Origin of the sequence: Nesterenkonia lutea (assembly GCF_014873955.1) — a bacterium.
GTDB classification, from domain to species: Bacteria; Actinomycetota; Actinomycetes; order Actinomycetales; family Micrococcaceae; genus Nesterenkonia; species Nesterenkonia lutea.
Genome location: NZ_JADBED010000001.1, coordinates 504,828 through 528,323, shown reverse-complemented (window position 1 = coordinate 528,323; position 23,496 = coordinate 504,828). Strand labels below are relative to the sequence as shown.

Annotated in this window: 21 protein-coding genes; 9 read left to right on the top strand and 12 right to left on the bottom strand. The window is 65.6% G+C overall.

Annotated elements, in window-relative coordinates:
* Nucleotides 1-21: 21 nt before the first annotated feature.
* Nucleotides 22-2,028, top strand: coding sequence for an aconitate hydratase (locus H4W27_RS02495; protein WP_192594524.1), 2,007 nt, complete (start codon nt 22-24; stop codon nt 2,026-2,028).
* A 14-nt stretch (nt 2,029-2,042) separates the two neighbouring features.
* Here the strand turns inward: H4W27_RS02495 and H4W27_RS02490 are convergent, their stop codons facing one another.
* Nucleotides 2,043-2,498, bottom strand: coding sequence for a CBS domain-containing protein (locus H4W27_RS02490; RefSeq protein WP_192594523.1), 456 nt, complete (start codon nt 2,496-2,498; stop codon nt 2,043-2,045).
* A 251-nt stretch (nt 2,499-2,749) separates the two neighbouring features.
* On the opposite strand from H4W27_RS02490, the gene H4W27_RS02485 reads away from it, so the two are divergent.
* The gene (locus tag H4W27_RS02485; RefSeq protein ID WP_192594522.1) at nt 2,750-3,562 is read left to right on the top strand and encodes an RDD family protein; all 813 of its coding nucleotides are present in this window, start codon (nt 2,750-2,752) and stop codon (nt 3,560-3,562) included.
* A gap of 14 nt (nt 3,563-3,576) precedes the next feature.
* On the opposite strand, the gene H4W27_RS02480 is transcribed toward H4W27_RS02485, so the two are convergent.
* From H4W27_RS02480 to H4W27_RS02460, 5 genes are all read right to left on the bottom strand, one after another.
* Entirely contained in the window at nt 3,577-5,817 is a 2,241-nt protein-coding gene (locus H4W27_RS02480; protein WP_318782095.1) for an alpha-galactosidase, read from the bottom strand.
* Nucleotides 5,818-5,897: 80 nt separating this feature from the next.
* The gene (locus H4W27_RS02475; RefSeq protein ID WP_318782093.1) at nt 5,898-7,940 is read right to left on the bottom strand and encodes a beta-galactosidase; all 2,043 of its coding nucleotides are present in this window, start codon (nt 7,938-7,940) and stop codon (nt 5,898-5,900) included.
* Between the two features lie 76 nt (nt 7,941-8,016).
* Nucleotides 8,017-9,339, bottom strand: a complete 1,323-nt coding sequence (locus H4W27_RS02470) for an ABC transporter substrate-binding protein (RefSeq protein ID WP_192594521.1) — start codon at nt 9,337-9,339, stop codon at nt 8,017-8,019.
* A 31-nt stretch (nt 9,340-9,370) separates the two neighbouring features.
* Entirely contained in the window at nt 9,371-10,276 is a 906-nt protein-coding gene (locus H4W27_RS02465) for a carbohydrate ABC transporter permease (protein ID WP_192594520.1), read from the bottom strand.
* Nucleotides 10,273-11,205, bottom strand: a complete 933-nt coding sequence (locus tag H4W27_RS02460) for a carbohydrate ABC transporter permease (RefSeq protein WP_192594519.1) — start codon at nt 11,203-11,205, stop codon at nt 10,273-10,275. The genes H4W27_RS02465 and H4W27_RS02460 overlap by 4 nt, the downstream gene beginning before the upstream one ends.
* A gap of 134 nt (nt 11,206-11,339) precedes the next feature.
* On the opposite strand from H4W27_RS02460, the gene H4W27_RS02455 reads away from it, so the two are divergent.
* The 5 genes from H4W27_RS02455 to H4W27_RS02435 all read left to right on the top strand — a co-directional run bounded on the left by H4W27_RS02455 (nt 11,340) and on the right by H4W27_RS02435 (nt 16,277).
* A complete protein-coding gene (locus tag H4W27_RS02455; protein ID WP_225938975.1) occupies nt 11,340-12,365 on the top strand; it encodes a LacI family DNA-binding transcriptional regulator in 1,026 nt (341 codons plus the stop codon).
* 171 nt (nt 12,366-12,536) lie between these two features.
* A complete protein-coding gene (locus H4W27_RS02450; RefSeq protein WP_225938974.1) occupies nt 12,537-13,151 on the top strand; it encodes a DUF305 domain-containing protein in 615 nt (204 codons plus the stop codon).
* A 111-nt stretch (nt 13,152-13,262) separates the two neighbouring features.
* Nucleotides 13,263-14,507 carry a D-arabinono-1,4-lactone oxidase gene (locus H4W27_RS02445; RefSeq protein ID WP_192594518.1) on the top strand — a complete coding sequence of 415 codons (1,245 nt, stop codon included), beginning with the start codon at nt 13,263-13,265 and terminating at the stop codon, nt 14,505-14,507.
* Complete coding sequence (locus H4W27_RS02440; protein WP_192594517.1) at nt 14,504-14,890, top strand: sensory rhodopsin transducer; 387 nt, start codon at nt 14,504-14,506, stop codon at nt 14,888-14,890. Before H4W27_RS02445 ends, H4W27_RS02440 begins: the two co-directional genes overlap by 4 nt.
* A gap of 43 nt (nt 14,891-14,933) precedes the next feature.
* On the top strand, nt 14,934-16,277 hold the full coding sequence (locus H4W27_RS02435; RefSeq protein WP_192594516.1) for a cytochrome P450: 1,344 nt from the start codon (nt 14,934-14,936) through the stop codon (nt 16,275-16,277).
* 77 nt (nt 16,278-16,354) lie between these two features.
* Here H4W27_RS02435 and H4W27_RS02430 read toward each other — a convergent pair whose 3' ends face one another.
* The 6 genes from H4W27_RS02430 to H4W27_RS02405 form a co-directional block, all read right to left on the bottom strand.
* Nucleotides 16,355-16,612, bottom strand: coding sequence for a hypothetical protein (locus H4W27_RS02430; RefSeq protein WP_192594515.1), 258 nt, complete (start codon nt 16,610-16,612; stop codon nt 16,355-16,357).
* A 5-nt stretch (nt 16,613-16,617) separates the two neighbouring features.
* A complete protein-coding gene (gene ahcY / locus H4W27_RS02425; RefSeq protein WP_192594514.1) occupies nt 16,618-18,108 on the bottom strand; it encodes an adenosylhomocysteinase in 1,491 nt (496 codons plus the stop codon).
* A gap of 65 nt (nt 18,109-18,173) precedes the next feature.
* The gene (locus H4W27_RS02420; RefSeq protein ID WP_192594513.1) at nt 18,174-18,380 is read right to left on the bottom strand and encodes a hypothetical protein; all 207 of its coding nucleotides are present in this window, start codon (nt 18,378-18,380) and stop codon (nt 18,174-18,176) included.
* A 109-nt stretch (nt 18,381-18,489) separates the two neighbouring features.
* Nucleotides 18,490-20,013 (bottom strand): SulP family inorganic anion transporter, encoded by a 1,524-nt coding sequence (locus H4W27_RS02415; protein ID WP_192594512.1) that lies wholly within the window; start codon nt 20,011-20,013, stop codon nt 18,490-18,492.
* A 205-nt stretch (nt 20,014-20,218) separates the two neighbouring features.
* The gene (locus H4W27_RS02410) at nt 20,219-20,623 is read right to left on the bottom strand and encodes a helix-turn-helix domain-containing protein (protein ID WP_404821841.1); all 405 of its coding nucleotides are present in this window, start codon (nt 20,621-20,623) and stop codon (nt 20,219-20,221) included.
* Nucleotides 20,624-20,701: 78 nt separating this feature from the next.
* Nucleotides 20,702-21,157: a DUF3499 domain-containing protein gene (locus tag H4W27_RS02405; protein ID WP_192594511.1), complete on the bottom strand. Its 456-nt coding sequence runs from the start codon at nt 21,155-21,157 to the stop codon at nt 20,702-20,704.
* Between the two features lie 228 nt (nt 21,158-21,385).
* On the opposite strand from H4W27_RS02405, the gene H4W27_RS02400 reads away from it, so the two are divergent.
* Together H4W27_RS02400 and H4W27_RS02395 are read left to right on the top strand one after the other, a co-directional pair.
* A complete protein-coding gene (locus H4W27_RS02400) occupies nt 21,386-21,766 on the top strand; it encodes a MerR family transcriptional regulator (RefSeq protein WP_225938973.1) in 381 nt (126 codons plus the stop codon).
* A 171-nt stretch (nt 21,767-21,937) separates the two neighbouring features.
* Entirely contained in the window at nt 21,938-23,461 is a 1,524-nt protein-coding gene (locus H4W27_RS02395) for a SulP family inorganic anion transporter (protein ID WP_192594510.1), read from the top strand.
* The last annotated feature ends 35 nt before the right edge of the window (nt 23,462-23,496 follow it).

Genomic DNA, 23,496 nt, shown 5'->3' with positions numbered 1-23,496 from the left:
CCGACGAGCAGGAGGTATGAGATGCCGCTGAACGCAGCTCAGAAGCTCATCCACTCCCACCTGGTCAGTGGGACCCCCGAACCGGGCCACGAGATCGGCCTGACCATCGACCAGACCCTCACCCAGGACGCCACCGGGACCATGGTGATGCTGGAGCTCGAGTCGCTCGGCCTGGACCACATCAAGACCGAACTCTCCGTCCAGTATGTCGATCACAATCTGCTCCAGACCGACGAGAAGAACTCCGAAGACCACCTGTTCCTGCAGTCAGCGGCCCAGCGGTATGGGCTCTGGTTCTCCAAGGCGGGCAACGGGGTCTCCCACCCCGTCCACCAGGCTCATTTCGGCAGGCCCGGGGCCACCATGATCGGGTCCGACTCGCACACCTGCGCCGCCGGGGCGCTCGGAATGCTGGCCATCGGGGTCGGAGGTCTGGAGATCGCCATGGCCATGGCCGGCGACCCGCTCTACGTCGAGATGCCGCAGATCTGGGGTGTCGAGCTCACCGGTGAGCTGCCCGACTGGGTCTCGGCCAAAGATGTCATCCTCGAACTGCTGCGCCGCCACGACGTCAAGGGCGGAGTCGGCAGGATCATCGAATACCACGGAGAGGGACTCAGACACCTCACCGCCATGGATCGCCACGTCATCGCGAACATGGGCGCAGAGCTCGGGGCCACCACCACGGTCTTCCCAGCTGATGACGCCGTCCATGACTACCTGCGCGCCGTCGGTCGTGCCGATGACTTCACCGAGCTGCTCGCGGACGAGGGCGCGAGCTACGACGTCGAGGAGCAGATCGACCTGGCGAGCCTGGAGCCGCTCATCGCCAAACCCTCCTCGCCCGGCAATGTGCTGCCGGTGCGCGAGGTGGCCGGGGAAAGGGTGCACCAGGTGGTCGTGGGGTCCTCAGCCAACCCGGGTCTGCGCGATTTCGCCGTGGTCGCTGAGATTCTGCGCGACAGGCAGACCGATGACGGAGTCTCCCTGGACATCAACCCCACCTCACGGGAGATCCTCCAGGACCTCACCCGGGGCGGCTGGATCTTCGAGCTGATCCGCTCGGGGGCCCGCGTCCACCAGTCCGGCTGCCTGGGCTGCATCGGCATGGGCCAGGCGCCCGCCGTGGGTCGCAACAGCCTGCGCACCATGCCGCGCAACTTCCCCGGTCGATCTGGCACGGACGAGGACTCCGTGTGGCTGTGCTCCCCCGAGACCGCGGCCGCGGCAGCGCTGACCGGGCGCATCACCGATCCGCGCGATCTGGACATGGCCTATCCCGCACCGGAGCTGCCGGAGAAGTTCAGCGTCAATGATCAGATGCTGCTGCCCCCGTTGGACGAGTCCGAGGCCCGCGAGGTGGAGCTCGTCAAGGGCACCAACATCAAGTCCCTGCCCACCTTTGATCCGCTGCCCGAAGACATCGAGCTTCCGGTGCTGCTGACTGTCGGGGACAACATCTCCACCGATGAGATCATGCCTGCAGGCTCACGGGTCCTGCCCTTCCGCAGCAACATTCCGAAGATCGCCGAATTCGTCTATATCCAGGTCGATGACACCTACCCCACCCGGGCCGCAGAGAGCGACGGCGGGCACGCCATCGTCGGCGGGGAGAACTATGGCCAGGGATCCTCCCGCGAGCACGCGGTGATCGCCCCGCGCCACCTCGGCCTGCGGCTCGTGGTGGCCAAGTCCTTCGCCCGCATCCACTGGCAGAACCTGGCCAACTTCGGGGTGCTCCCGCTGGAGTTCGTCGATCCCGCGGCTGCCGAGCAGATCAGCCAGGGCGATGTGCTGTCCTTCTCCGGACTGCACCAGGCCCTGCGCTCTGGAGACACGGTCACGGCCCGGATCGGGGATGAGCCGATCGAGCTGCGTCATCGCCTGTCGGACCGGCAGGTTGAGATGGTCGTGGCCGGGGGCCGGATACCCTATCGCGCCGCCCAGGCGGAGGAAGTCGCCCATGCCGGCACTCAGGACAGTGACATTCCCGAGGAGACGGCGAAGCCCGCCCAGCCCGAAGGCTGAGTCGGAGGGACTCTTCACAGACCGTTGCGCCGCGCGGGGAGCGGCTCCTGGTCAGGGATGAGAGCCACGTGCTCGATGAGCTGCTCGATCTGCACCAGCGGGGCCGCCTGGGCGATGTCTGCGCTGCTGAGCATCCCGCTGACCATGGCGCCGTCCAGGACCGGAAGATGCTGGACCTGATGGATCGCCATCTCCGCCATGGCCTTCTCGATCCGGTCATTGATCCCGATGGTGGGCGCGTCGGGATCCATCAGGTCCTTGGCCTTCATCGACCGGGCAAGGTCCCCCAGAGAGCGGGATGCGCGGAGGATGTCACGGCGGGCCACGACGCCCAGGAACGTCCCCGCCGCGTCAGCCAGCGGCAGAGCTTCCGTCCTCGCCTCGCTCATCGCGAGGGCTGCTTCTTCCAGAGTGCTGTCCACGTCCAGGCATGGCGCACCGCAGCTCATGATCTCAGCGACGCTCGTCATGACGGGTGACCTCCCCCGGCTGTGCCGAGACCTGCGGCCTCCGCGGGGGCGGGTGCCTGACTCGGCACGGCTTCTGTCGGCGGGGAGACGGAGCGAACGGTGCCGCTCGGAAGAATGCGCTTCAATGGGTAACCCTTGAAAGTAGAATCAAGAGCCCACTGCTTGAGCTGCGCGCTCAGCGTACCTCAAGCAGCTGCCCCACCGCAGGTGAGCCCCCACCAGCCTGGTCCCACACCAGCTAGGCTTGGCGCGTGCGCAATGTGATCACCGGTGAGGGAGTCGAGCTGGAGCTCCCCGCTGCTTCGCTCATCACCCGGGCGGCCTCGCTGATCGTGGACCTGATCGTGTACTGGATCGGCCTGATCGTCTTCGTGATCCTCTCCGGACTGGCCGCCGGCGCCGCCCTGTCGGACCCGGCGCTGGAGGCCGCGGTGACATTGGGCGGAGCAGTGCTCTGCCTGGTGCTGATCCCGATGACCGTGGAGACGCTCTCCCGCGGCCGCTCGGTGGGGCGGCTGATCTTCGGCACCCGAGTGGTGCGCGACGACGGCGGCGCGATCCGTCTGCGGCATGCCTCCATCCGCGCGCTGGTCGGCTTCGGGGAGATCTACCTGACCCTCGGCATGGTCCCGCTGTTCGCCGGGATGTTCAGCCGGCGCGCCAAACGGCTCGGCGATATGGTCGCCGGCACCTATGTGATCCGGGTCCGCCAGCCCGCTGTGAAGCCGATGATGCTGCCGGTCCCACCGCAGCTGACCTCCTGGACCCAGATCGCGGATCTGGGCCGGATCCCGGACCCGGTGGCCGCCCGCGCGTCACGGTTCCTGCGCACGGTGCAGGAGTCCCCGAAGGGACACAACCCCCAGGCCCTGGAGCACACGGCGAACCGGCTGGCCAATGAGGTGGCCGACCATGTGGCTCCCCCGGCGCCGTCGTCCTCTGCCACGGAGTTCCTGATCGCGGTGATGGCCGAGCGCCGCAACCGCGAGTACCGGCGTCTGCGCATCCAGGCCGAGCGCCAGCACCGTCTGGGACAGCGGCTGCACAGGCTCCCCTACGCCTGAACCACGTGTTTGCTTCAGCCGGGGGTGGCGTCAAGATGCAGAATGCGCAGCGTGTCCGGAGCCAACCATGGCGCATGGACGCCGACCGTCTGCAACACCCGACCGGAGAGAACAGCGCCCTGCTCCTCGGGCCACCAGGGGGGTCGGCGGAATCCATGCGGGGCGGCCCCGGGGGTCACGTCCTGCACTCGGTAGCTGAACTCAGGTTCCAGCCCGCGCAGACGCAGTCGACCTATGGGTTCCACATCGGGAAGCGCAGCGCCGATGATGGCGAACAGTGCCTCCCTGCGATCAGCCCGGACCACACCATGCATCTGCAGGGCGGGATCGACGGCGTCCAGCCGGATGACTCTTCCGGTGTGGAGCAGGCGACGGTGGTCCTTGTGGAAGGAGACCCACTCGAGGAGCTCGGTGCTCTCCTGCTCATCCGCCTGGGTGAGATCCCACTCGATCCCGAGATGTCCCCACACAGCGGTGCCGGCACGGAAGTGCAGGGTGTGCGTGCGCCCGGTGGAGTGCGAGACACCCGAGGCGACGTGTGCGCCCATCAGCTCCGGCGGGATCAGCTGCTGGGTCCATCGATGCATCTGCTGCCGCTCGAACGGGTCGATGTCGTCTGAGGTCCATACCCGATCGGCATGTTCGAGCACGCCCAGGTCCACGCGGGCGCCCCCGGAGGAACAGGACTCGATCTCCAGATCTGGATGTCCCTCCTTCAGCTCAGCCATCAGTCGATAGGCGGCGAGGGTCTGAGCGTGCACCCCGGGGCGTCCGTCAGGGCGAGTACCTGCTTCCAGCAGGTCGCGGTTGTGGTCCCATTTGATGTAGGCGACCGGGTATTCCTCGAGCAGGGCCACCATCTGGTCGCGGACATGGGCGTAGGCCTCCGGCACGCCGAGGTTCAGTACCTGTTGACTGCGAGCCTCGGTCGGCAGGCGGTCCCCGGGGGCCATGATCCATTCAGGATGGGCGCGCGCCACGGCTGAGTCGGGGTTGACCATCTCAGGCTCGAACCACAGCCCGAACTCCATGCCAAGGCCGGTGACGTGATCGATCAGGGGAGAGAGTCCCTCGGGCCACACATCCGCAGAGACCACCCAGTCCCCCAGCCCGGCAGTGTCGTCGCGACGATCCCCGAACCACCCATCGTCGAGGACATAGCGCTCCACGCCGACGGCGGCGGCTCGGTCGGCCAGAGCGGCCAGCTTCTCAAGGCGGTGGTCGAAGTACACCGCCTCCCATACGTTCAGCGTCACCGGCCTGGGACGGACCGGATGGTGGGGGCGCGACCGAAGCCAGTCATGGAACCGGGCGGCCTGCTCATCGAGTCCCCGTCCGTATGCGCCGTACAACCACGGGGTCGTATAGCTCTGGCCCCGGGCGAGGGACACCTCACCCGGCAGCAGCAGCTCAGAGCCGCCCAGAACCTGCTGCCCGTCGAAGAGCCGCTCCGCCCAGGTGCGATGGTTCCCGGAGAACCCGGTGTGCAATCCCCAGACCTCACCCTCGGCGAATCCGAAGCCTGGTTCTCCGACGGTGAGCACATGCGCGGCGTCCGCGCCGGTGCGGCCCTTGCGACCCTCCCTCAGATGCGTCCCGACGGTCAGCTCACGGCGCTGCGGAACGCGCTCCTTGCCCCAGTGGCCGGCGAAGTCGAGAATCTCTCGGGCCTGAGCGGGCAGCGGCAGGACCAGCCCCAGCTCCTGAACGCGGTAGCGCCTCGAGGCGGTGTTCGTCAGCGTGGCGCGTCCTCGCAGCAGCCCCGACCGCGTGAGCTCCAGTTCGATCGCCAGGCGCAGGCTCGATGCAGGATCCTCCGCCGTGACGAACAGAGTGCCCGCACCGACGCTCGTCAGGGTGGAATCGGTGACGCCTTCCTGAGGGTCCACGGCTTCCAGGGGCTCCAGGGGCTCCAGGGGCTCCAGATGAACCTCGGTGATCTTGAAGAGCGGAGTCCACGCGGTGCTGTCGCGATCTCCCACAAGTCCGGGACGACCGCTCCAGCCCGCGTGCGGGCTCGCCATGACGTCCAGGCGCACCGGAAGGTCCTGCCCGTTGCCCGTGCGGTGGGGCACCGCGACCGCGACGAGCGACGCGGCTTCTGCGGCCTTCAGCCCGGGCAGGGCTGCGCCCCAGTGCACGATCCAGGGCAGCGACGCGCTGGAGATGTCGAGAAGGACCGAGACCCCGGCAGAGCACAGGTGGATCCTGCAGGTCTGCGTCGGATCGAGTCTGATCCGCGGTTCCTCGGTCACAGCGGCCACCTCTGTTCCTGGATGCTGGTTCGGGCTCGGCTCAGAGACTCAGAGACGCAGAGACTCAGTGACTCAGTGACTCAGGGGACTTCTCGCAGGACGGCCACCCCGCGGGCGGCGAGCGTCTTCGAGCCCTGATCCGCCCCGATCAGGTCGTGGCCCTCAAACTCTGAGATGTCCAAGACCTCGTCGGTTCGGTTGATGATGAAGAGAAAGTCCCCGGCGTCGCCGGTTCTCCGGGTGATCTCGATCCGACCGCGCAATGAAGCCGGCACTTCGGCGACCACCTCGGTGTGCCGCAGGAGCTCGCGCAGAATCGAGGAACGGCCCATGGTGTCGAGCTGGGTGGAGACGTAGGCGGCGGAGCCCGAGCCGTGCTCGCGCCGAGTGATGGCGGCTCGCCCATCGAGGTCGCCGCCACGATAGCGGCGCAAGACCACGACGTCGTCCGCGACGTCGACCGGTTCACTCCAGAGTCGGCCGGTGCTTCCATCATCAAGCGTGACCGACTCGTCCCGGAGCAGGGGGGAGAACTCCTCGACCCTGATCCCGAGCAGTTCGCGCAATGCCCCGGGATAGCCGCCCAACCAGACCCGGTCGTCCTGATCCACGGTGCCGGAGAAGAACGTGGTGACCAGATGTCCGCCTGACGCCACGTACTGCTCCAGACGCTTCTGCAGAGCCGCCGGCACCATGTGCAGCACGGGTGCGATGACCATGTCATAGCCGCTGAAGTCCTGACGGGACTGGACCACATCGGCCCGGACGCCGGTGTCCAGCAGAGCCAGCCACCACCCGAAGAGCTCTGGCCGGTAGCGCAGGTCTTCAGTGGGGTGCGAGTCCAGCTCGCTGGTCCACCACGACTCCCAGTCCATCAGCAGGGCGACCTGCGCCGGCCTCCGCCGACTCCCGGCGACCGGGTCGAGCCGACGCAGGGTCTGGCCGAGCTTCACCACGCTGCGGTAGAGCCTGCTGTCCTCACCGGCGTGGGGAACCATGGCGGAGTGATACTTCTCTGCTCCGCCGGCTGACTGCCGCCACTGGAAATAGCAGACCGCGTCCGCACCGTGGGCCACATGGGCGAGAGAATCTCGCTGCAGCTCGCCTGAGCGCTTGGGACGGTTGATCGGCTGCCAGTTGACCGCCGAGGTGGAGTGCTCCATCAGGAACCACGGTTCTCCCTGCGCCAGACCCGAGGTGATGGCGGCGGAGAAGGACAGCTCCTCCTGGGAGTTCTCCACCGGGAGGCGGTAATGGTCATTGGCGACGAAGTCGAGCTCCTCGGCCCAATCGGCGAAGTTCATGCCCTTGGTCTCCCCCACCACCATGAAGTTCGTGGTGACGGGAACCTCAGGAGTGAGCCCCCGCAGCACGTCGCGCTCGGCGATGAAATGCTGCTTGAGCGCGTTCGAGCTGAACCGGTGAAAGTCCAGCTGCTGGGCGGGATTGGGGAACGCTGCCGCCGTGCGCGGCGGCAGGATCTGATCGAAGTCCTGGTAGCGCTGTGACCAGAAGTCGGTCGACCAGGCGCGATTCAGCTCCTCCACCGTCCCATAGCGGCGGTGCAGCCAGACTCGGAAGGCCCGGGCGGCGTCGTCGGAATAGTCATAGAGGTTGTGACAGCCCAGCTCGTTGTTGACGTGCCATGCCACCAAGGCCGGGTGGCCCCCGTATCGCTCGGCGAGGGTGCGCACCAGAGTCAGGGCGTGTTCCCGGAACACCGGCGACGTGGGCCTCCAATGCTGACGCCCTCCCGGGGAGAGAACCGTTCCGTTCTCGGTCACCGGAAGAATCTCAGGGTGCTGGGCAGCGAGCCAGGCAGGGGGCGAGGCGGTCGCTGTGGCGAGATCCGCACCGATTCCAGCCTTCGCCAGCAGGTCCATGAGCTCGTCCAGCCAGGCGAAGTCCCAGCGATCCTCGGCCGGCTGCAGCCGCGCCCAGGAGAAGATGGCGATGGAGACGACGTCGACATCGGCCTGTTTCATCAGGCGCATGTCTTCGTCCCACACCTCGCGCGGCCATTGTTCCGGGTTGTAGTCCGCCCCGAATGAGATTCGCCGTGGGTTCCCCGCCCGCGCGGATGTCGGATGTCGGTACAGCCATTCAGGAGTCGACTGGGCCACAGAGGTTTCCTTTCAGGGACGGGGCGGCGGCGCGTCTGAACACCAGCTGCGCCGTTGGAGGGGTTCGAGGTCGGCGCTATTCGGCGATGTCGAATCCCTGGTCGCGGCCGTAGGCTTCGAGATCGTCCTCCCAGTCGCTGAGACCTTCCTCCAAGGTGGCCTGACCTTCGTAGGCCTGTCCGACGGTGTCGTTGAAGACGCTGTGGGCATAGCCCTGGAAAGGCAGATACTCCCATCCTTCGGCGACGTTCTGAGCGGATTCGGAGAGGACCTGGTTGATCTGCTGGCCGCCGAAGTACTCGTACTCGCGATTGATGAAATCATCCGACTGGAGGTCCTCCAGCGTCGCGGGGAAGGCTCCAGCGTCCAGGCGTTCCTGCACTCCGTCACCGACCCCGGCGAACTCCATGAACTCGTACGCCAGTTCTGCGTTCTCGGCACCCTCGGGGATGGCGAGGGAGCTGCCGCCCTGTTCGGCGGTCTGGGAGTCTCCGGCCTCCCACTGCGGCAGCGGGGCCACCCGCCAGGAGCCTTCACCGTCGGGAACAGCTGATTCCAGGTTCGCTGGCATCCAGGCGCCGATGGTGAGGCTGGCGATGCTGCCATCGCCCAGTGCCTGATACCACTCGTCGGTCCAGCCGGCCACCGGCATGATCAGCTCGTCATCGATGAATGGCTGCCAGTACTCGGCCCATTGTGCGGTGCCCTCGTCCTCGGTGAGATTGACCGTCACATCAGTGCCCTCAGTGCTGAACGGCGTCCCTCCGGCCTGCCAGACCATCGTGGTCACCTGTCCCGCATCGCCCTGATCGCTGGTGATGTAGACATCGTCATCCGCCTCGCGGAACTGCCGCGCCGCCTCCTCGTATTCCTCCCACGTCTCCGGCACCTCGACTCCGTGTTCGTCGAAGACATCCTCGTTGTAGAAGAGCGCGATGGGTCCGGAGTCCATCGGGATGCCGTAGATCCCCTCGCCGCCGAAGGTCACCGAGCCCCAGGGACCGTCCGTGAAGGTGTCCTCGGCGTACTCGTCTGCACCGAATTCTGAGAGATCCATCAGGGACTCCCCCAGGATGTACTGCGGGATGGCGAAGTACTCGACCTGGGCCACATCGGGAAGTCCGGATCCGGCGCGCATGGCGTTCTGCAGGTTCGTATAGTGCTCGTCTCCGGTTCCCACGTTGACGAGATCAACGGTGACCCCTTCATTCTCTGCTTCAAAGGCCTCGGCAACCTGTTCAAGGGTGGGCTCCCAGGCCCAGACGGTGATGGTGCCACCCTCCTCCAATGCGGCGTCTGTCTCTGTCGTCTCCTCGGAGCCTCCGCATGCGGACAGTGCCAGTGCAGAGATTGCGAAGGCAGCGGTGCCGGTGCAGGTTCTCCCCGTGAGCTGTTTCATGATGTCGTCCCTTTCAAGAGAGTGTTCGCGATTACTCTTTGGTGCTTCCGAGTGAGAGCCCGCTCTGCCAGTACCGCTGCAGCAGCAGGAAGACCACGATCAACGGAATGATCGTCAACAGTGCCCCGGTGATGACCAGATGGAATATGGCTTCGCCGCCGATGGTCGACGCCTGTCGGTTCCAGGCGGTGAGCCCCAGCGTCAGTGGATAGAGGTTCTCGTTGCGGAGCATGATCAGCGGCAGGAAGTAGTTGTTCCAGGTGGCCACCATGTTGAACAGCGCCACGGTCACGATGCCCGGTTTGAGCAGCGGCAGGCAGACCTGCAGGAAGAGCCTGAGCTCGTTGGCCCCATCGATCCGTGCGGCTTCCATGAGGTCCCGCGGGATCGAATCGGCACAGAAGATCCACATCAGGTAGAGGCCGAAGGGTGAGATCAGCGTCGGGATGATCACCGCCCAGGGAGTGTTTGTCAGGCCCATCTCGCTGAACATCAGGAAGGTCGGCACGGCCAGCGCGGTGCCGGGAACCGCGACAGCGCCGATGACCACGGCGAAGACCGCCGGCTTGCCCACGAAATCAAACTTGGCCAGCGCGTATCCGCCCAGCACGGCCAGGATGGTGGCTCCCCCAGCCCCGGCGATCACGTAGAGCATCGTGTTGGACAGCCAGCGCAGGAAGATTCCGTCGTCGTAGGTCAGGGTCTCCACCACGTTGTCGACCAACGAGAAGTCATCGGCGAACCACAGGCCGAAGCTGGACAGAAGCGACTGCTGGCTCTTGGTGGCATTGATGACGAGCCAGATGAGCGGCACCACCGAGTAGACCACCATCAGACCGATGAGCACGGTCAGGAGTCTGCTCTTGGCGGGCCGCAGCACGCTCGGCGGCGTCTTGGGCCTGCGCGTGGAGCGCAGGGTGATCAGTCCCCCGCTCATGACTGCCCGTCCTTCCGTATGCCGCGGAGCTGAACGGCGTACGCGATGATCATCGTGATGACACCCATGATGATCGCCACCGCGGCCGCATAGTTGTACTGCCCGCCGGAGAAGGAGAGGCTGTAGGCGTAGAGATTCGGTGTGAACGACGAGGTGATCGCGTTCGGCGCCAGGGTCTGCAGGATGCTGGGCTCGTTGAAGAGCTGGAAGCTGCCGATGATCGAGAAGATCGCGGCCACGACCATGGCCCCGCGGATGGCTGGCAGCTTGATGTGCGCGATGACGCGGAGCTGGCTGGCACCGTCGATGGCGGCCGCCTCATACAGGGACGGGGAGATCACCCGAAGCGCCGCGTAGAAGATGATCATGTTGTATCCGACGAACTCCCAGGTCACGATGTTCGCGATGGAGGCAAGGATCAGATCCGGGGACAGCGGGTCGGGGAGATTCACGCCGAGGCTGTCGTTGATGTTGCCCACCAGCCCGAACCGGGTGCCGTACATGAAGCCCCACATCAGCGTGGCGACCACTGCGGGAACGGCATAGGGCAGGAAGATCGAGAGCCGGAAGAAGCTGCTTCCGTAGAGGCGACCGCTGTCCAGGGCGAGAGCTGCCAGCAGGGAGAGGAACAGCATGATGGGGACCTGCACCGCCAGAAAGAGGCTCACGCGCGTCAGGCCCGCCCAGAAGTTTCCGTCCTGGGCGGCCACCAGATAGTTGTCCAGTCCTACGAAGACCGATCCGCCGATGAGCTGGTCTCGAAACAGGCTCAGGTAGATCGCGTAGATGATCGGTGCGATGAACACCAGCAAGAAGACGATCATGAAGGGGGCCAGGAAGGCCCATCCCGTTGAGGACCCGGCGGCTCCCGCCCGCCGTCGACGGCGCACAGCAGGATCCGCCGCAACTGCTGGTGAAACTACTGTCATAGCCCGCCCCTCACGCTGCACTCCCGCGATGTTTGCGTAAACATAGCACGCTATGATGTACGTCACAATGGTTGGTATTGGGAGTCTGCACGGTCAGGTATACCATCGTCACCACGATCGACAGGAGCCCGGCCATGCCACCGCTGAACACTCCGCAGGTCGGGAGACGTGTCTCCATGGCAGATGTCGCAGCGCATGCGGGGGTCTCGTCACAGACCGTCTCCCGAGTGTCCAATGATGCTTCGAACGTCAGCGGACCCACGCGTGACAAGGTCCTGCAGTCGATGCGCGATCTCGGGTACCGGCCGAACAGCGCCGCTCGCGCCCTCAAGCGCGGACACTTTCGCACGCTGGGGATCATCGCCTTCACGATGACTACCTACGGGAACGTCCGGACCATCGACGCGATCGCCCAGGCGGCGGCCGATGTGGGGTACGCGACCACACTCCTGCCGGTGCGCACCCCCACTCAGCGCAGCGTTCACCGGGCGTTCGGGCGACTTGAGGAGCTTGCCGCCGACGCGGTGATCGTGATCATGGAGACCAATCTCCGCGACTCGGACCACTTGGTTCTTCCTCCCGGGGTGCCGGTAGTCATCGTTGACGCGGACCATGGAGCCGGCACCTACGGCATTGATGCAGACCAGGTCGCGGGGGCACGCAAGGCCACAGAGCACCTGCTCGGTCTCGGACACAACACCGTGTGGCACATCGCTGGGCCCCTGGTCTCGCATGCCGCGCGCAGGCGGGAGGAAGCCTGGAGGGCGAGTCTCGAGCTCGCAGGTCGAACCGTTCCCCCGGTGGTCCGCGGGGATTGGACAGCCCGCTCCGGCTATGAAGCTGGGCTGCGGCTTCCGGCGGACACCGAGTGCACAGCTGTGTTCTGCGCCAACGATCAGATGGCACTGGGTCTGTATCGTGCGCTGCGTCAGGCCGGGCGACGCGTGCCCGAGGACGTCAGCGTCGTCGGTTTCGACAACATCGGTGACGCAGACGCCTTCGACCCGCCTCTGACGACGATCGACCAGGATTTCGAGGAGCTCGGGCGGGAGTGCGTCGAAGAAGTGATGGAGCAGCTTCGGGACCCCGCCACGCCGAGCCGACGGCCCGTGGTGCGCACTCGACTGGTGGTGCGGGAGAGCACGGCGGCACCTGTGTGACCCGGGTCCGTCACCCCGGAGGACCGGACGCCCCGACGCCGCTCATCCTTCCCCTGGTGCAATTCATTGAACGACAAAGTAGTGTAGCCCCAGAAACAAATGCTTTTTATGATACCGATCACATGAGATTGTCCGACCAGGTCAATCGAAGTATGGGAGAGGATGAAAATCATGACGCAGCACAGTGACGATACCCAGCATCACGGCCACGAGTCGCAGAACGGCCACGACTCCAAACAGTCCCACCACCAGATGAAGATGTATCTGCGCTTCGGTGCCATGATCCTCACCGGGATGGTGGTGATGTACGGCCTCATGTTCGTCAGCACCTGGGAGTGGAGCCACGTGCGCCTCAGCGAGAGCCGCATGATCATGGCGCTGACCATGGGTGGCGCCATGGGACTGGTGATGTTCGCGTGGATGATGAACATGTACAAGAACACCAAGGCCAACATCGCAGTGGTCGTCATCAGCGTGCTGCTGCTCGGCACTGGTGTCGTCCTGGACCGCAGCCAGGTCACGGTGCAGGACACCGCGTACATGAAGTCGATGATCCCCCACCATTCGATGGCCATCACCCGTTCAGAGCGTGCCAACTTCGACGACGTCCGGGTCTGCGAGCTCGCCGTCGCGATCAGTGAGGCCCAACGGCGAGAGATCGCGGAGATGGACTGGCTGATCGAGGACATCAACAGCAACGGCGCCGCCACCACCGTCGAGGATGCAGAGGCTCGTCCGGTCCCCGAATACGACGACACCGCCGACCTTGAATGCCCCACCGACTGATCTGCCCGGCGGAATGCACTCAGCCTCTCAAAGGGCTCTGTTCAGGAACTTTCGGAGGTCAGCGAGTAGCCTGTGCGACATGCTGGAGACGCACTCAGGACTGTCACACAGATGAAGACCGCGCCGCCAGAGGCCTGCTCAGAAGGTGATCCTCGGTTCACGAACTGGTCCGGGAGCGTGTCCTTCACCGCGCGCAAGCTCCTCCGGCCGCGCGACGAGGCCGCAGTGGCGGGGCTTGTGCGCAGCACGGTCCAGACGGGCGGGGTGCTGCGCCCCGTCGGCTCCGGGCACTCCTCCACCCCCCTGATGGCCACCGAGAACGTCCTCGTCTCCCTGGACGACATGAGCGGCCTCCTCGGCCATGACTCCGAGGCCGGACTGGCGACAGTGCTCCCCGGCACTGGTCTCGAGGATCTGGGGGCGCAGCTGGACGACGTCGGACTGGCGCTGAAGAACTTCGGAGACGTCAACTATCAGACGATCGCCGGGGCCATCGGCACGGGGACCCACGGCACGGGCGAAGACCTGGGGAACCTCTCATCGGCACTTGTCGGCGGACGGATGGTGACAGGCACCGGCGAGGTGCTGTCCTTCGGCGTCGACGCCGGGGAGGCCCCGGACTCAGAGCTGACCCGAGCCGTCCAGGTCTCGCTCGGCGCGCTGGGGATCCTGACCTCGCTCACGCTCCGGGTGCGCCCGGCCTACCATCTGCACCGACTCTACGTGATGACACATATCGACTGGGTGCTGGAGCATTTCGACGAATACGCCGCCGCCTACCGGCACGTGGACTTCTACTGGTACCCGCGCAGCGACCTGGCGCAGATCCGCATCCTTGACGAGCCCGGCAAGCTGGATGGCATCGATCTGCCCGGCCAGGTGAAGCGCGAAGAGACCGGACCCTCCTACAAGATCATTCCCAATCACCGCGACCTGCGCTTCGATGAGATGGAATACATGCTGCCCCGAGAGTCCGGCCTCGCCGCCTTCCGCGAGGCACGGGAACGCATCAAGGAACGCCACAGGGCGAAGGTCGGCTGGCGAGTCCTGGTCCGCACCATAGCCCCGGACCAGGCGATGCTCTCCAACGCCCGGGAGCGGCCCACCATGACGATCGCTCTGCTGCAGAACGCGGAGCTCGAGCACCGCGCATACTTCGAGGATATGGAACCACTGATGCTCCGTTACGGAGGCCGCCCACACTGGGGCAAGAAGCACACCCGCACGGCCGAACACCTGAGTCAGATGTACCCGGAATGGGATCGGTTTCGCGAGCTCCGCCAGGAACTGGACCCGCAGGGGATCTACCTCAATGACCACCTGCGCACGATCCTCGGCGAGGAAGGACACTCATGAGTCACGACACCGCGCTGGGCAGGACGAGCTGGGCCTTCGCCGCCGGGTTCATGCCCGAGGACTCCACCGGGCATGAACCTGAGTTCACCAGCCGGGACGAGCTGTGCCTGCTCAACATGACCTCATCAGACGCCTGCGCCGAGGTCACCGTGTACCACCCGGACCGGGACCCGGTGGGTCCTTACACGGTCGAGGTTCCCGCCGACCGGGTGCGGCATGTCCGGATCAACGATCTCATCGATCCCCAGGCCGTCCCGCTCGGCGTCGCCTATGGGCTGCGAGTCGAGACCGATGTCCCGCTCGCGATCCAGCTGAGGCACCTTGACACCCGGCAGGCCGAACTGGGCGTCGCCATCAGCTCCGGAGTCTCCGGGGGCAGATGAACATGTCCCGCGAGCACAAGCCAGTCACCGAAGAAGGGACACCATGACCGTGGAACCGATCTCTCCGACGCAGAACCCGCTCCCCCGAGCCACTGTGGGGGAAACCCTGCAGGCGCTCCGCGACATCCAGCTGCCGATGGTCGCCAAGGGCCCCATCATTCGGCGGCCGAAGCTTGTGGCCGCCTCCGAACGCTTCGACCTCGACGGCCGCGGCGTGCGCAGGGCACAGACCCTCGCGGACAAATATGGCCGCGGTCCACTGATGTTGAACATCCCGGGTCGCCCGATGGCACTGATCCTCCACCCGGAAGATGTCCACCGGGTCCTGGATGACTCTCCAGAACCCTTCGCCACGGCCGAGACGCTCAAGCGCCACGCGCTCAAACACCTTGAACCCAAGGTCGCGCTGATCTCCCACGGCACGGAACGCACCCAGCGCCGCCGTCTCAATGAGGTGACCCTGGAACACGGCAGTCCCATCCACCAGATGGCGGACGCCTTCATGCCCGTGGTGGAGCAGGAGGCCAAGGTGCTGCTGGATCAGGTGGGTGCGGACGGGGGAATCCTCGAATACAAGCCGTTCCTCGACGCCTGGTTCCGGATCGTCAGGCGCGTGGTCCTCGGAGACTCTGCTCGGGAGAACACTGAGCTGACCGCCCTGACCGAGAAGCTGCGGGCCGATGGGAACTGGGCGTTCCTGAAACCGGTGGACAGAAAAGGGCGTGCCGCGCTGCTGGATCAGATGCAGGCGGCACTGGACCGTGCCGAGCCCGGCAGTCTGGCGGCCTTCATGTCTCAGCGGCCCCAGGGAAGCGAAGCCGAGCCGGCGCAGCAGATCCCGCAGTGGCTCTTCGCCTTCGACCCGGCGGGGATGGCGACCTTCCGTGCGCTGGCCCTGCTGGCCAGCCATCCCGCCCGCCTCGAGGCCGTCAGGCACCAGATCACCGAGGAGGCGAGCGAGGCCACGCCGCTGCTGGGACGACTCCGCGCCACGGTCCTGGAGTCCCTGCGACTCTGGCCCACCACGCCGATGATCCTGCGCGAGACCACCACCGATGTGGAGTTCAGCCACGGGGTGATGCCGGCAGGCACCTCGGTGCTGGTCTTCGCGCCCTTCTTCCACCGTGACGACCGCCAGCTGGATTTCGCCCACCATTTCGCGCCAGAGCTCTGGGAGCATCCCCGAACACGGGAGGACTGGCCGCTGGTGCCCTTCAGCGCCGGTCCCGGTCTCTGCCCGGGACGACACCTGGTGCTGCTGCTGACCTCCAAGTTCATGGCCGAGATCCTCAACCAGGCGGAGATCGAGCTGGAATCTCACACGCTCGATCCCCAGGGGCTGCCATCCCTGCTCAACAACTTCGGGCTGCGCTTCCGGCTGAGCTGACGTCGCTTGCCGGGATGACCAACTCGGCGCGCTGGGAGACTTGAGGATCAAGTTGGCGAAGGGCACGCTGAACATCCTCAGGGCCCCGCCAGCAGGTAGATGACGAAGATCCAGGCAGGCACGGCGAGGAACCCCACGAAGGCGCTCATCACGGCGAGGCCGTAGCTCCGCCCCCACCAGGCCAGTGCGGCTGCGGTGAGGCCACATGCAAACGGCGCGCCCAACAGCCAGAAGCTGCTGGGCGCGCCGTCGTCGTTGAAGTCCACCAGCAGTGCCGGGGACACCACGGCCAGGCCCAGGAATACCAGGGCGGCGGTGACCCTCAGGCGCTGCATGGGGATCAGTAGCGGTAGTGCTCCGGCTTGAACGGGCCGGCCACATCCAGACCGAGGTAGTCGGCCTGCTCCTTGGACAGCTCGGTGAGCTTCGCCCCGAGCGCCTCCAGGTGCAGTCGGGCGACCTTCTCATCCAGGATCTTCGGCAGCACGTAGACGTCGGTCTCGTAGCGGTCCTCGCCCGTGTAGTCCGGGGCGGTCTTGGTGAAGAGCTCGATCTGGGCGATGGTCTGGTTCGCGAAGGAGGAGCTCATCACGAAGCTGGGGTGCCCGGTGGCGTTGCCCAGGTTCAGCAGACGTCCCTCGGAGAGCATGATGATGGAGTGGCCCTCCGCGCGGGACTCCTCGGCCGGGAACACCCATTCGTGCACCTGCGGTTTGATCTCGACCTTCTTCACGCCTGGGATCGCGGCCAGGCCGGCGATGTCCACCTCGTTGTCGAAGTGTCCGACGTTGCCCACGATCGCCTTGTTTTTCATCTTCTGCATAGCCTCGGCGGAGATGATGTCCCTGCCGCCGGTGGTGGTGACGAAGATGTCGCCGATCTCCAGCACGTCTTCCAGGCGGGCCACCTGGTAGCCGTCCATGGCGGCCTGCAGCGCGTTGATCGGGTCGATCTCGGTGATGATGACCCGGGAGCCCTGGCCGCGCAGCGCCTCTGCGGCACCCTTGCCCACATCGCCGTAGCCGCAGATCACCGACACCTTGCCGCCGATGAGCACATCGGTGGCGCGCATGATGCCGTCGGGCAGCGAGTGGCGCACGCCGTACTTGTTGTCGAACTTGGACTTGGTGACCGAATCGTTGACGTTGATCGCGGGGAAGAGCAGCTTGCCTTCGCGAGCGAACTGGTACAGACGGTTCACGCCCGTGGTGGTCTCCTCGGTGACCCCACGCAGGTTCTTCGCGATCCCGGTCCAGCGCTGCGGGTTCTCCTCAAGCGACTTCCGCAGGGTGGCCAACACATAGGTGTACTCCTCGGGATCCGAGTCCTGGGCCGAGGGCACGGCCCCGGCGGCCTCGAACTCGACGCCCTTGTGCACCAGCATGGTGGCATCGGCGCCGTCGTCGAGGATCATGTTGGCACCGACCGTGGGGTCCTCATCCACACCCGGCCAGGCGAAGATCTGGCTGGCGGTCCACCAGTACTCCTCGAGCGTCTCGTTCTTCCAGGCGAAGACCGGGACGCCCTGCGGGTCCTCGGGGGTTCCATGAGGACCCACGACGACGGCGGCGGCCGCCTCATCCTGGGTGGAGAAGATGTTGCAGGAGGCCCAGCGCACCTCGGCACCGAGCGCGACCAGGGTCTCGATCAGCACGGCGGTCTGCACGGTCATGTGCAGCGACCCGGCGATGCGGGCCCCGGCCAGGGGCTGGGAGTCGCCGTACTCCGCGCGCAGGGACATCAGTCCGGGCATCTCATGCTCGGCCAGGCGGATCTGGTGGCGGCCGGCCTCGTGCAGGGAGATGTCCGCGATGCGGTGATCAAAGCTCATAGGTATAGGAGTCCTTCTGCTGTCTCGGATGAGTCTGGGAAAAGTCGTGGTGGCCGCGGCGAATGTCAGCGAGGCGCGAGCAGTTTGGGCACGCCGCGCTCGATCGCATAGCGCAGGGTCTCGTCACTGGTGGAGACGAGGTGATCCCCGTCCTGGCGCAGCGAGCTGCCACTGACCGGGCAGCGCAGGATCTTCAGCAGACCGACGGAGAGGGCGACGGCGGGGCGTTCCGTTCCGGGACGCGGCGTGGCGGATGTGCTGGCACTGGGCATGTGGCCAAGCCTACCGCGCAGGGCAGAACAGAGGGCCGGCGTCGTCATCCGAGGACACCGGCCCTGCTGTTCTGCGCTCAGCCTGAACCGGCCTGATCCAGATGTCCGGTCAGTGACCGGCGCCGAGCTTGCCTGCCATGCGGCCATGCAGATCCAGGCTGGCGGCGTTGAGTCCGGAGATCTCCACCCGCTTGCCGTATTTGGCGTACTTCTCGGTGATCGCGTCCAGAGAGGCCACCGTTGAGGCGTCCCAGACGTGGGAGTTGTACATGTCGATCACCACGTGATCGGGATCCTCGGCATAGTTGAACTGGGTGTAGAGATCGTTCGAGGAGGCGAAGAAGAGTTCGCCGATCACCTCATACTTGGCGATCTCCTCACCGAAGTGCTGCTCGATCCGGCGCTCGACCGTGGCCAGGTGCGCCACGCGGCGGGCGAAGAGCACGAAGGCGGTCAGCACGCCAAGGCCAACACCGATGGCCAGGTTATGGGTCCAGACCGTGGCGATGACCGTGACCAGCATGACCGTGGTCTCAGACTTGGGCATCATCTTCAGCGTGGAGGGCTTGATGCTGTGCCAGTCGAAGGTCGCGATGGAGACGAAGATCATGACCGCGACCAGGGCGGCCATCGGGATCATCGCGACGATGTCACCCAGAGCCACGGCCAGGATGAGCACGAAGATTCCGGCCAGGAAGGTGGAGATCCGGGTGCGGGCACCGGAGGCCTTCACGTTGATCATGGTCTGACCGACCATGGCGCAGCCGCCCATCCCGCCGAAGAAGCCGGTGATGATGTTCGCCACGCCCTGACCCCAGGACTCGCGGACCTTGCCGGAGCGGGTGTCGGTGACGTCATCGACGAGCTTGGCGGTCATCAGCGATTCCAGTAGCCCGACGGCGGCCATGCCCAGTGCGAAGGGCGCGATGATCTGGAAGGTCTCCAGGGTGAAGGGGACGTCCGGCACGAACAGTGAAGGAATGGACTGTGGCAGCTCACCCTTGTCCCCGACCGTGGGCACGTTCAGTGCGAAGACCACGCCCAGCACAGTCAGCAGCACGATCGCCACCAGCGGCGGCGGGACCACGGTGGTGATCCGCGGCAGCAGGTAGATGACCACCAGGCCCAGAGCGACCAGCGGGTAGACCAGCCAGGGAACGCCGATCAGATCGGGGAACTGGGAGGTGAAGATCAGGATGGCCAGGGCGTTGACGAAGCCGACCATGACCGAGCGCGGAATGAAACGCATCACCTTGGCCACTCCGACCACGCCCATCAGGACCTGGAAGACGCCGGCCAGGATCACTGCGGCGATGAAATAGTCGATGCCGTGGCTCTCTACCAGCGGGGCGATCACCAGTGCGGTGGCCGCGGTGGCGGCGGAGATCATAGCCGGACGTCCGCCGAGGAAGGCGATGGAGACGGCCATGGTGAAGGAGGCGAAGAGCCCGTAGCGGGGGTCCACGCCGGCGATCAGCGAGAACGCGATGGCCTCGGGGATCAGCGCGAGCGCCACGACCAGCCCCGCCAGGACCTCGGTCTTGAGCAGGCGCGGGGACTTGAGGGTGCGAAGAACAGACTGCCGTTCCTCGGGAGTCAGCTCCTCGGCGACGGCCGTGGGCGAGTGTGCCATGAGGCTCCGTTCAATGTTGTGGACACGCCAGTGCCCAGGGATGTTCGTACGACGTGACTGTGCGCGGCGCTGCGCGGAAGAGGAGGAGGAAACCGGTGAGTGAACCTCAAACCGGCCACCGCCAAGACCCTACCCTGACGTTAGGGAAGGGTTCGAGTTATGTGTTCAAGATCTCACACCCGGGGGTCTGCAGCACGCCGGACGCTCAATCGCTGATCTGCTCGCTGGGCTGCTCGGTGAGCTGTCCCCGAAGCTGCTCGGTGAGCAGATCCGCCTGGCGCAGGTAGGCGGCGAGCTTCTCACGCTCCCGGACAACGTGCTCCAGCGCGGTCTGGGCCTTCACACGCTGCTCGGCGTCGAGCGCATCGAGCTCCAGCAGCGCGACCACCTCGGAGAGCTCCTCCAGGCTGAAGCCCAGCGGTTTGAGGTACTTGATCCGCATCAGCCGCTGTTGGTCGGCTTCGCTGTAGAGGCGGAACCCACCTTCGGTGCGTCCGCTTGCGGGCAGCAGGCCGACGTCGCCGTAGTGGCGGATGGTGCGCAGGGACAGGCCGGTGCGCTCGGCGAGTTCACCGATATGCATCGCATCTGCGTGTGGAGCTGTTCCCACGTGACCTCCCGGTGTCATTGGCACGTCACTCTATCAACGCCCGCCGGGCTGGTGATCGCCGCCAATATGGGGCGACGATCAGCCGTCGATCAGGCGCAGGTGTCCGCGGGAGATCCCCGAGCCTCCTGCTCGAGCTGGAGGCGCCATGCGCTCACGATTGGACCGGGTGGGAAGCTCCAGCTCGTCTTCTCTGCGGCCCTCACTCTGCGACGCCTGGGTCTGCGCCTCCGGCCGCCCGGCCTGGCTCTGGGCGCGCGCTGCGGCGCGGACCTGCGGGGATTCCCGGACGGCATCGGCCAGGGCGAGCAGGTCATCGACCTGCTGCGGCGCACCGGGAAGGTTCAACCGCAGGACCTCCCAGCCGCGGGGCGGGGTGACCGAGGCGGCGTGACGGTCGCAGAGATCGTAGGTATGCGGCTCCGCATAGACGCTCAGCGGGCCCACCACCACGGTGGAGTCCTTATAGGAATAAGTCAGCGTGGCGGCGGCGGGCCGCTCACAGCTGCTTCTGGTGCATCGACGGGAGGAATCCACGAGACCTCACCCTAGCAACCAGGTCCTCGCGCGGGCATCAGGCGCGGCGCGGCGGGGCCGACCGAAGCTGCTCGGTGAGCGCACTTCGGGTTCACCTCTGCACCTGCTCGCGCTGGGGAACCTGACGTAAGGTGAGGGTCAGCCAAGGCGCGCATGCCACCCAAGACCTTCCCGAGGGCGGAGAGGGCTGCGTCGTTCAAGGAGTCGGCCACGATGCAGGGAGGCCACATGTCGGAGAATCTGACGGGTGAAGTGATGCACATCGGTGAGCTCGCCGAGCGCACCGGTCTCTCCTTGCGCACCATCCGCCATTACGGCGACATCGGTCTGCTGCCAGCGAGCAGTCGCACCGAGGGTGGGTTTCGTGTCTACACCGAGGCCGACCTGGCCCGACTCCGGCGCATCAACTACCTCAAGCCGCTGGGCTTCAGCCTCGAGGAGATCTCCGAAGTAGTGGGACTGCTGGACCTGGAATCTCTGACTCCGGCTCAGCGCGAGCAGGCCGAAGCAGCTCTGCAGCGGGTCACCACGGAACGCCGGAAGCTCGCCTCCTACCTGACCCAGGCTGAGCACATCGTCGAAGACCTCCAGAGCAAGCTCTCCGACTGAGACCTTCGTCACACATCTTGTAACTCTACCCTTACGTAAGAGTAAAGTTGGCGTAGACCGCGCAATCCTGAACCGCTCGGCCTCCTCATTCTTCTAGCGCGCGTTGTTGCGCGCACACTCGCAGACCTTGAACCCGGGCATCACCGTGCCCACAACGCCGAACGGAGATTCATGGCCGCCTCCACTGTCGCGCCCTCTGCAGAAATGACCCCGGAAGAACGCCAGTCAGTTCTTCGCACCCTGAAATCCCCCCGCCTGCTCAAGACCGAGATCCTGGCAGGACTCGTCGTCGCCCTGGCCCTGATCCCCGAGGCCATCGCGTTCTCGCTGATCGCCGGCGTGGACCCCCGCATCGGGCTCTTCGCCTCCTTCACCATGGCCGTCTCCATCGCCTTCCTCGGCGGGCGACCAGCCATGATCTCCGCCGCCACCGCGGCCACCGCCCTGGTGATCGCCCCGCTGGTGGAGAGCCACGGGCTCGACTACTTCATCGCCGCAGTGATCCTGGCCGGCGTCTTCCAGGTGATCCTGGGTGTCACCGGAGTCGCGAAGGTGATGCGCTTCATCCCGCGCTCGGTCATGGTCGGCTTCGTCAACGCCCTGGCCATTCTGATCTTCACCTCCCAGTTCCCCGATCTCATCGATGTGCCCTGGCTGGTCTACCCGCTGGTCGCTCTGGGCCTGGTGGTCATCTACCTGCTGCCGCGGATCACGAGGATCGTGCCGGCCCCGCTGGTCTCGATCGTGCTGCTGACCGTGCTCGCCGTGGTCTTCGCGTTCAACGTGCCCACGGTCGGGGACAAGGGCGAGCTGCCACAGGCGATCCCGTCCCTGTTCATCCCGGATGTCCCGTTGACCCTGGAGACCTTCCAGATCATCGCCCCGTATGCCCTTGGCATGGCAGCCGTAGGACTGCTCGAGTCCCTGATGACCGCCAAGCTGGTCGATGACGTCACCGACACCCGCTCCGGCAAGGTCCGTGAGTCCTGGGGACAGGGCGTGGCGAACGTGATCAGCGGTTTCTTCGGCGGGATGGGCGGCTGCGCCATGGTCGGGCAGACCATGATCAACGTGAAGGCCTCCGGTGCCCGCACCAGGATCTCCACCTTCTGCGCTGGGATCTTCGTGCTGGTGCTCGCCGTCGCCCTGGGCGACATCGTGGCAATGATTCCGATGGCTTCCCTGGTGGCCGTGATGATCTTCGTGGCGGTCGCAACCTTCGACTGGCACAGCATCAAGCCCTCCACGCTGAAGATGATGCCCAAGTCCGAGACCACGGTCATGCTGATCACGGTCATCGCCACGGTCTGGACGCACAACCTGGCCATCGGCGTTGGGCTCGGTGTGCTGACCGCGTTCGTGCTCTTCGCCCGCCGGGTGGCCCACCTGGCCACGGTCGAGCGCCGGATCGAGCAGCACTTCGGTGAGGAGATCGCCAAGTATGAGGTCATCGGCGAGCTGTTCTTCGCCTCCTCCAATGACCTCTACACCCAGTTCAACTATGCCGAGGATCCCGAGCACATCGTGATCGACATGTACAACTCCCACGTCTGGGACGCCTCAACAGTGGCGTCTCTGGACGCGATTACGGAGAAGTATTCGAAGTACGGCAAGCGGGTGGAGATCTCCGGACTCAACGCCGCCAGCCTCGCCCTGCATGATCGGATGGCAGGCAAGCTCGGCGCCGGGCACTGATATCAGTCGCCCGGGCACGATCGGCCGGGGTTCAC

What these genes read in the sequence shown, in the direction of transcription:
- H4W27_RS02455 (WP_225938975.1), top strand. Translation starts at nt 11,340, where the DNA reads ATGCCACCGCTGAACACTCCGCAGGTCGGGAGACGTGTCTCCATGGCA.
- H4W27_RS02465 (WP_192594520.1), bottom strand. Translation starts at nt 10,276, where the DNA reads ATGAGCGGGGGACTGATCACCCTGCGCTCCACGCGCAGGCCCAAGACG.
- ahcY (WP_192594514.1), bottom strand. Translation starts at nt 18,108, where the DNA reads ATGAGCTTTGATCACCGCATCGCGGACATCTCCCTGCACGAGGCCGGC.
- H4W27_RS02495 (WP_192594524.1), top strand. Translation starts at nt 22, where the DNA reads ATGCCGCTGAACGCAGCTCAGAAGCTCATCCACTCCCACCTGGTCAGT.
- H4W27_RS02430 (WP_192594515.1), bottom strand. Translation starts at nt 16,612, where the DNA reads ATGCAGCGCCTGAGGGTCACCGCCGCCCTGGTATTCCTGGGCCTGGCC.
- H4W27_RS02420 (WP_192594513.1), bottom strand. Translation starts at nt 18,380, where the DNA reads ATGCCCAGTGCCAGCACATCCGCCACGCCGCGTCCCGGAACGGAACGC.
- H4W27_RS02440 (WP_192594517.1), top strand. Translation starts at nt 14,504, where the DNA reads ATGAGTCACGACACCGCGCTGGGCAGGACGAGCTGGGCCTTCGCCGCC.
- H4W27_RS02445 (WP_192594518.1), top strand. Translation starts at nt 13,263, where the DNA reads ATGAAGACCGCGCCGCCAGAGGCCTGCTCAGAAGGTGATCCTCGGTTC.
- H4W27_RS02435 (WP_192594516.1), top strand. Translation starts at nt 14,934, where the DNA reads ATGACCGTGGAACCGATCTCTCCGACGCAGAACCCGCTCCCCCGAGCC.
- H4W27_RS02460 (WP_192594519.1), bottom strand. Translation starts at nt 11,205, where the DNA reads ATGACAGTAGTTTCACCAGCAGTTGCGGCGGATCCTGCTGTGCGCCGT.
- H4W27_RS02470 (WP_192594521.1), bottom strand. Translation starts at nt 9,339, where the DNA reads ATGAAACAGCTCACGGGGAGAACCTGCACCGGCACCGCTGCCTTCGCA.
- H4W27_RS02395 (WP_192594510.1), top strand. Translation starts at nt 21,938, where the DNA reads ATGGCCGCCTCCACTGTCGCGCCCTCTGCAGAAATGACCCCGGAAGAA.
- H4W27_RS02400 (WP_225938973.1), top strand. Translation starts at nt 21,386, where the DNA reads ATGTCGGAGAATCTGACGGGTGAAGTGATGCACATCGGTGAGCTCGCC.
- H4W27_RS02415 (WP_192594512.1), bottom strand. Translation starts at nt 20,013, where the DNA reads ATGGCACACTCGCCCACGGCCGTCGCCGAGGAGCTGACTCCCGAGGAA.
- H4W27_RS02450 (WP_225938974.1), top strand. Translation starts at nt 12,537, where the DNA reads ATGACGCAGCACAGTGACGATACCCAGCATCACGGCCACGAGTCGCAG.
- H4W27_RS02490 (WP_192594523.1), bottom strand. Translation starts at nt 2,498, where the DNA reads ATGACGAGCGTCGCTGAGATCATGAGCTGCGGTGCGCCATGCCTGGAC.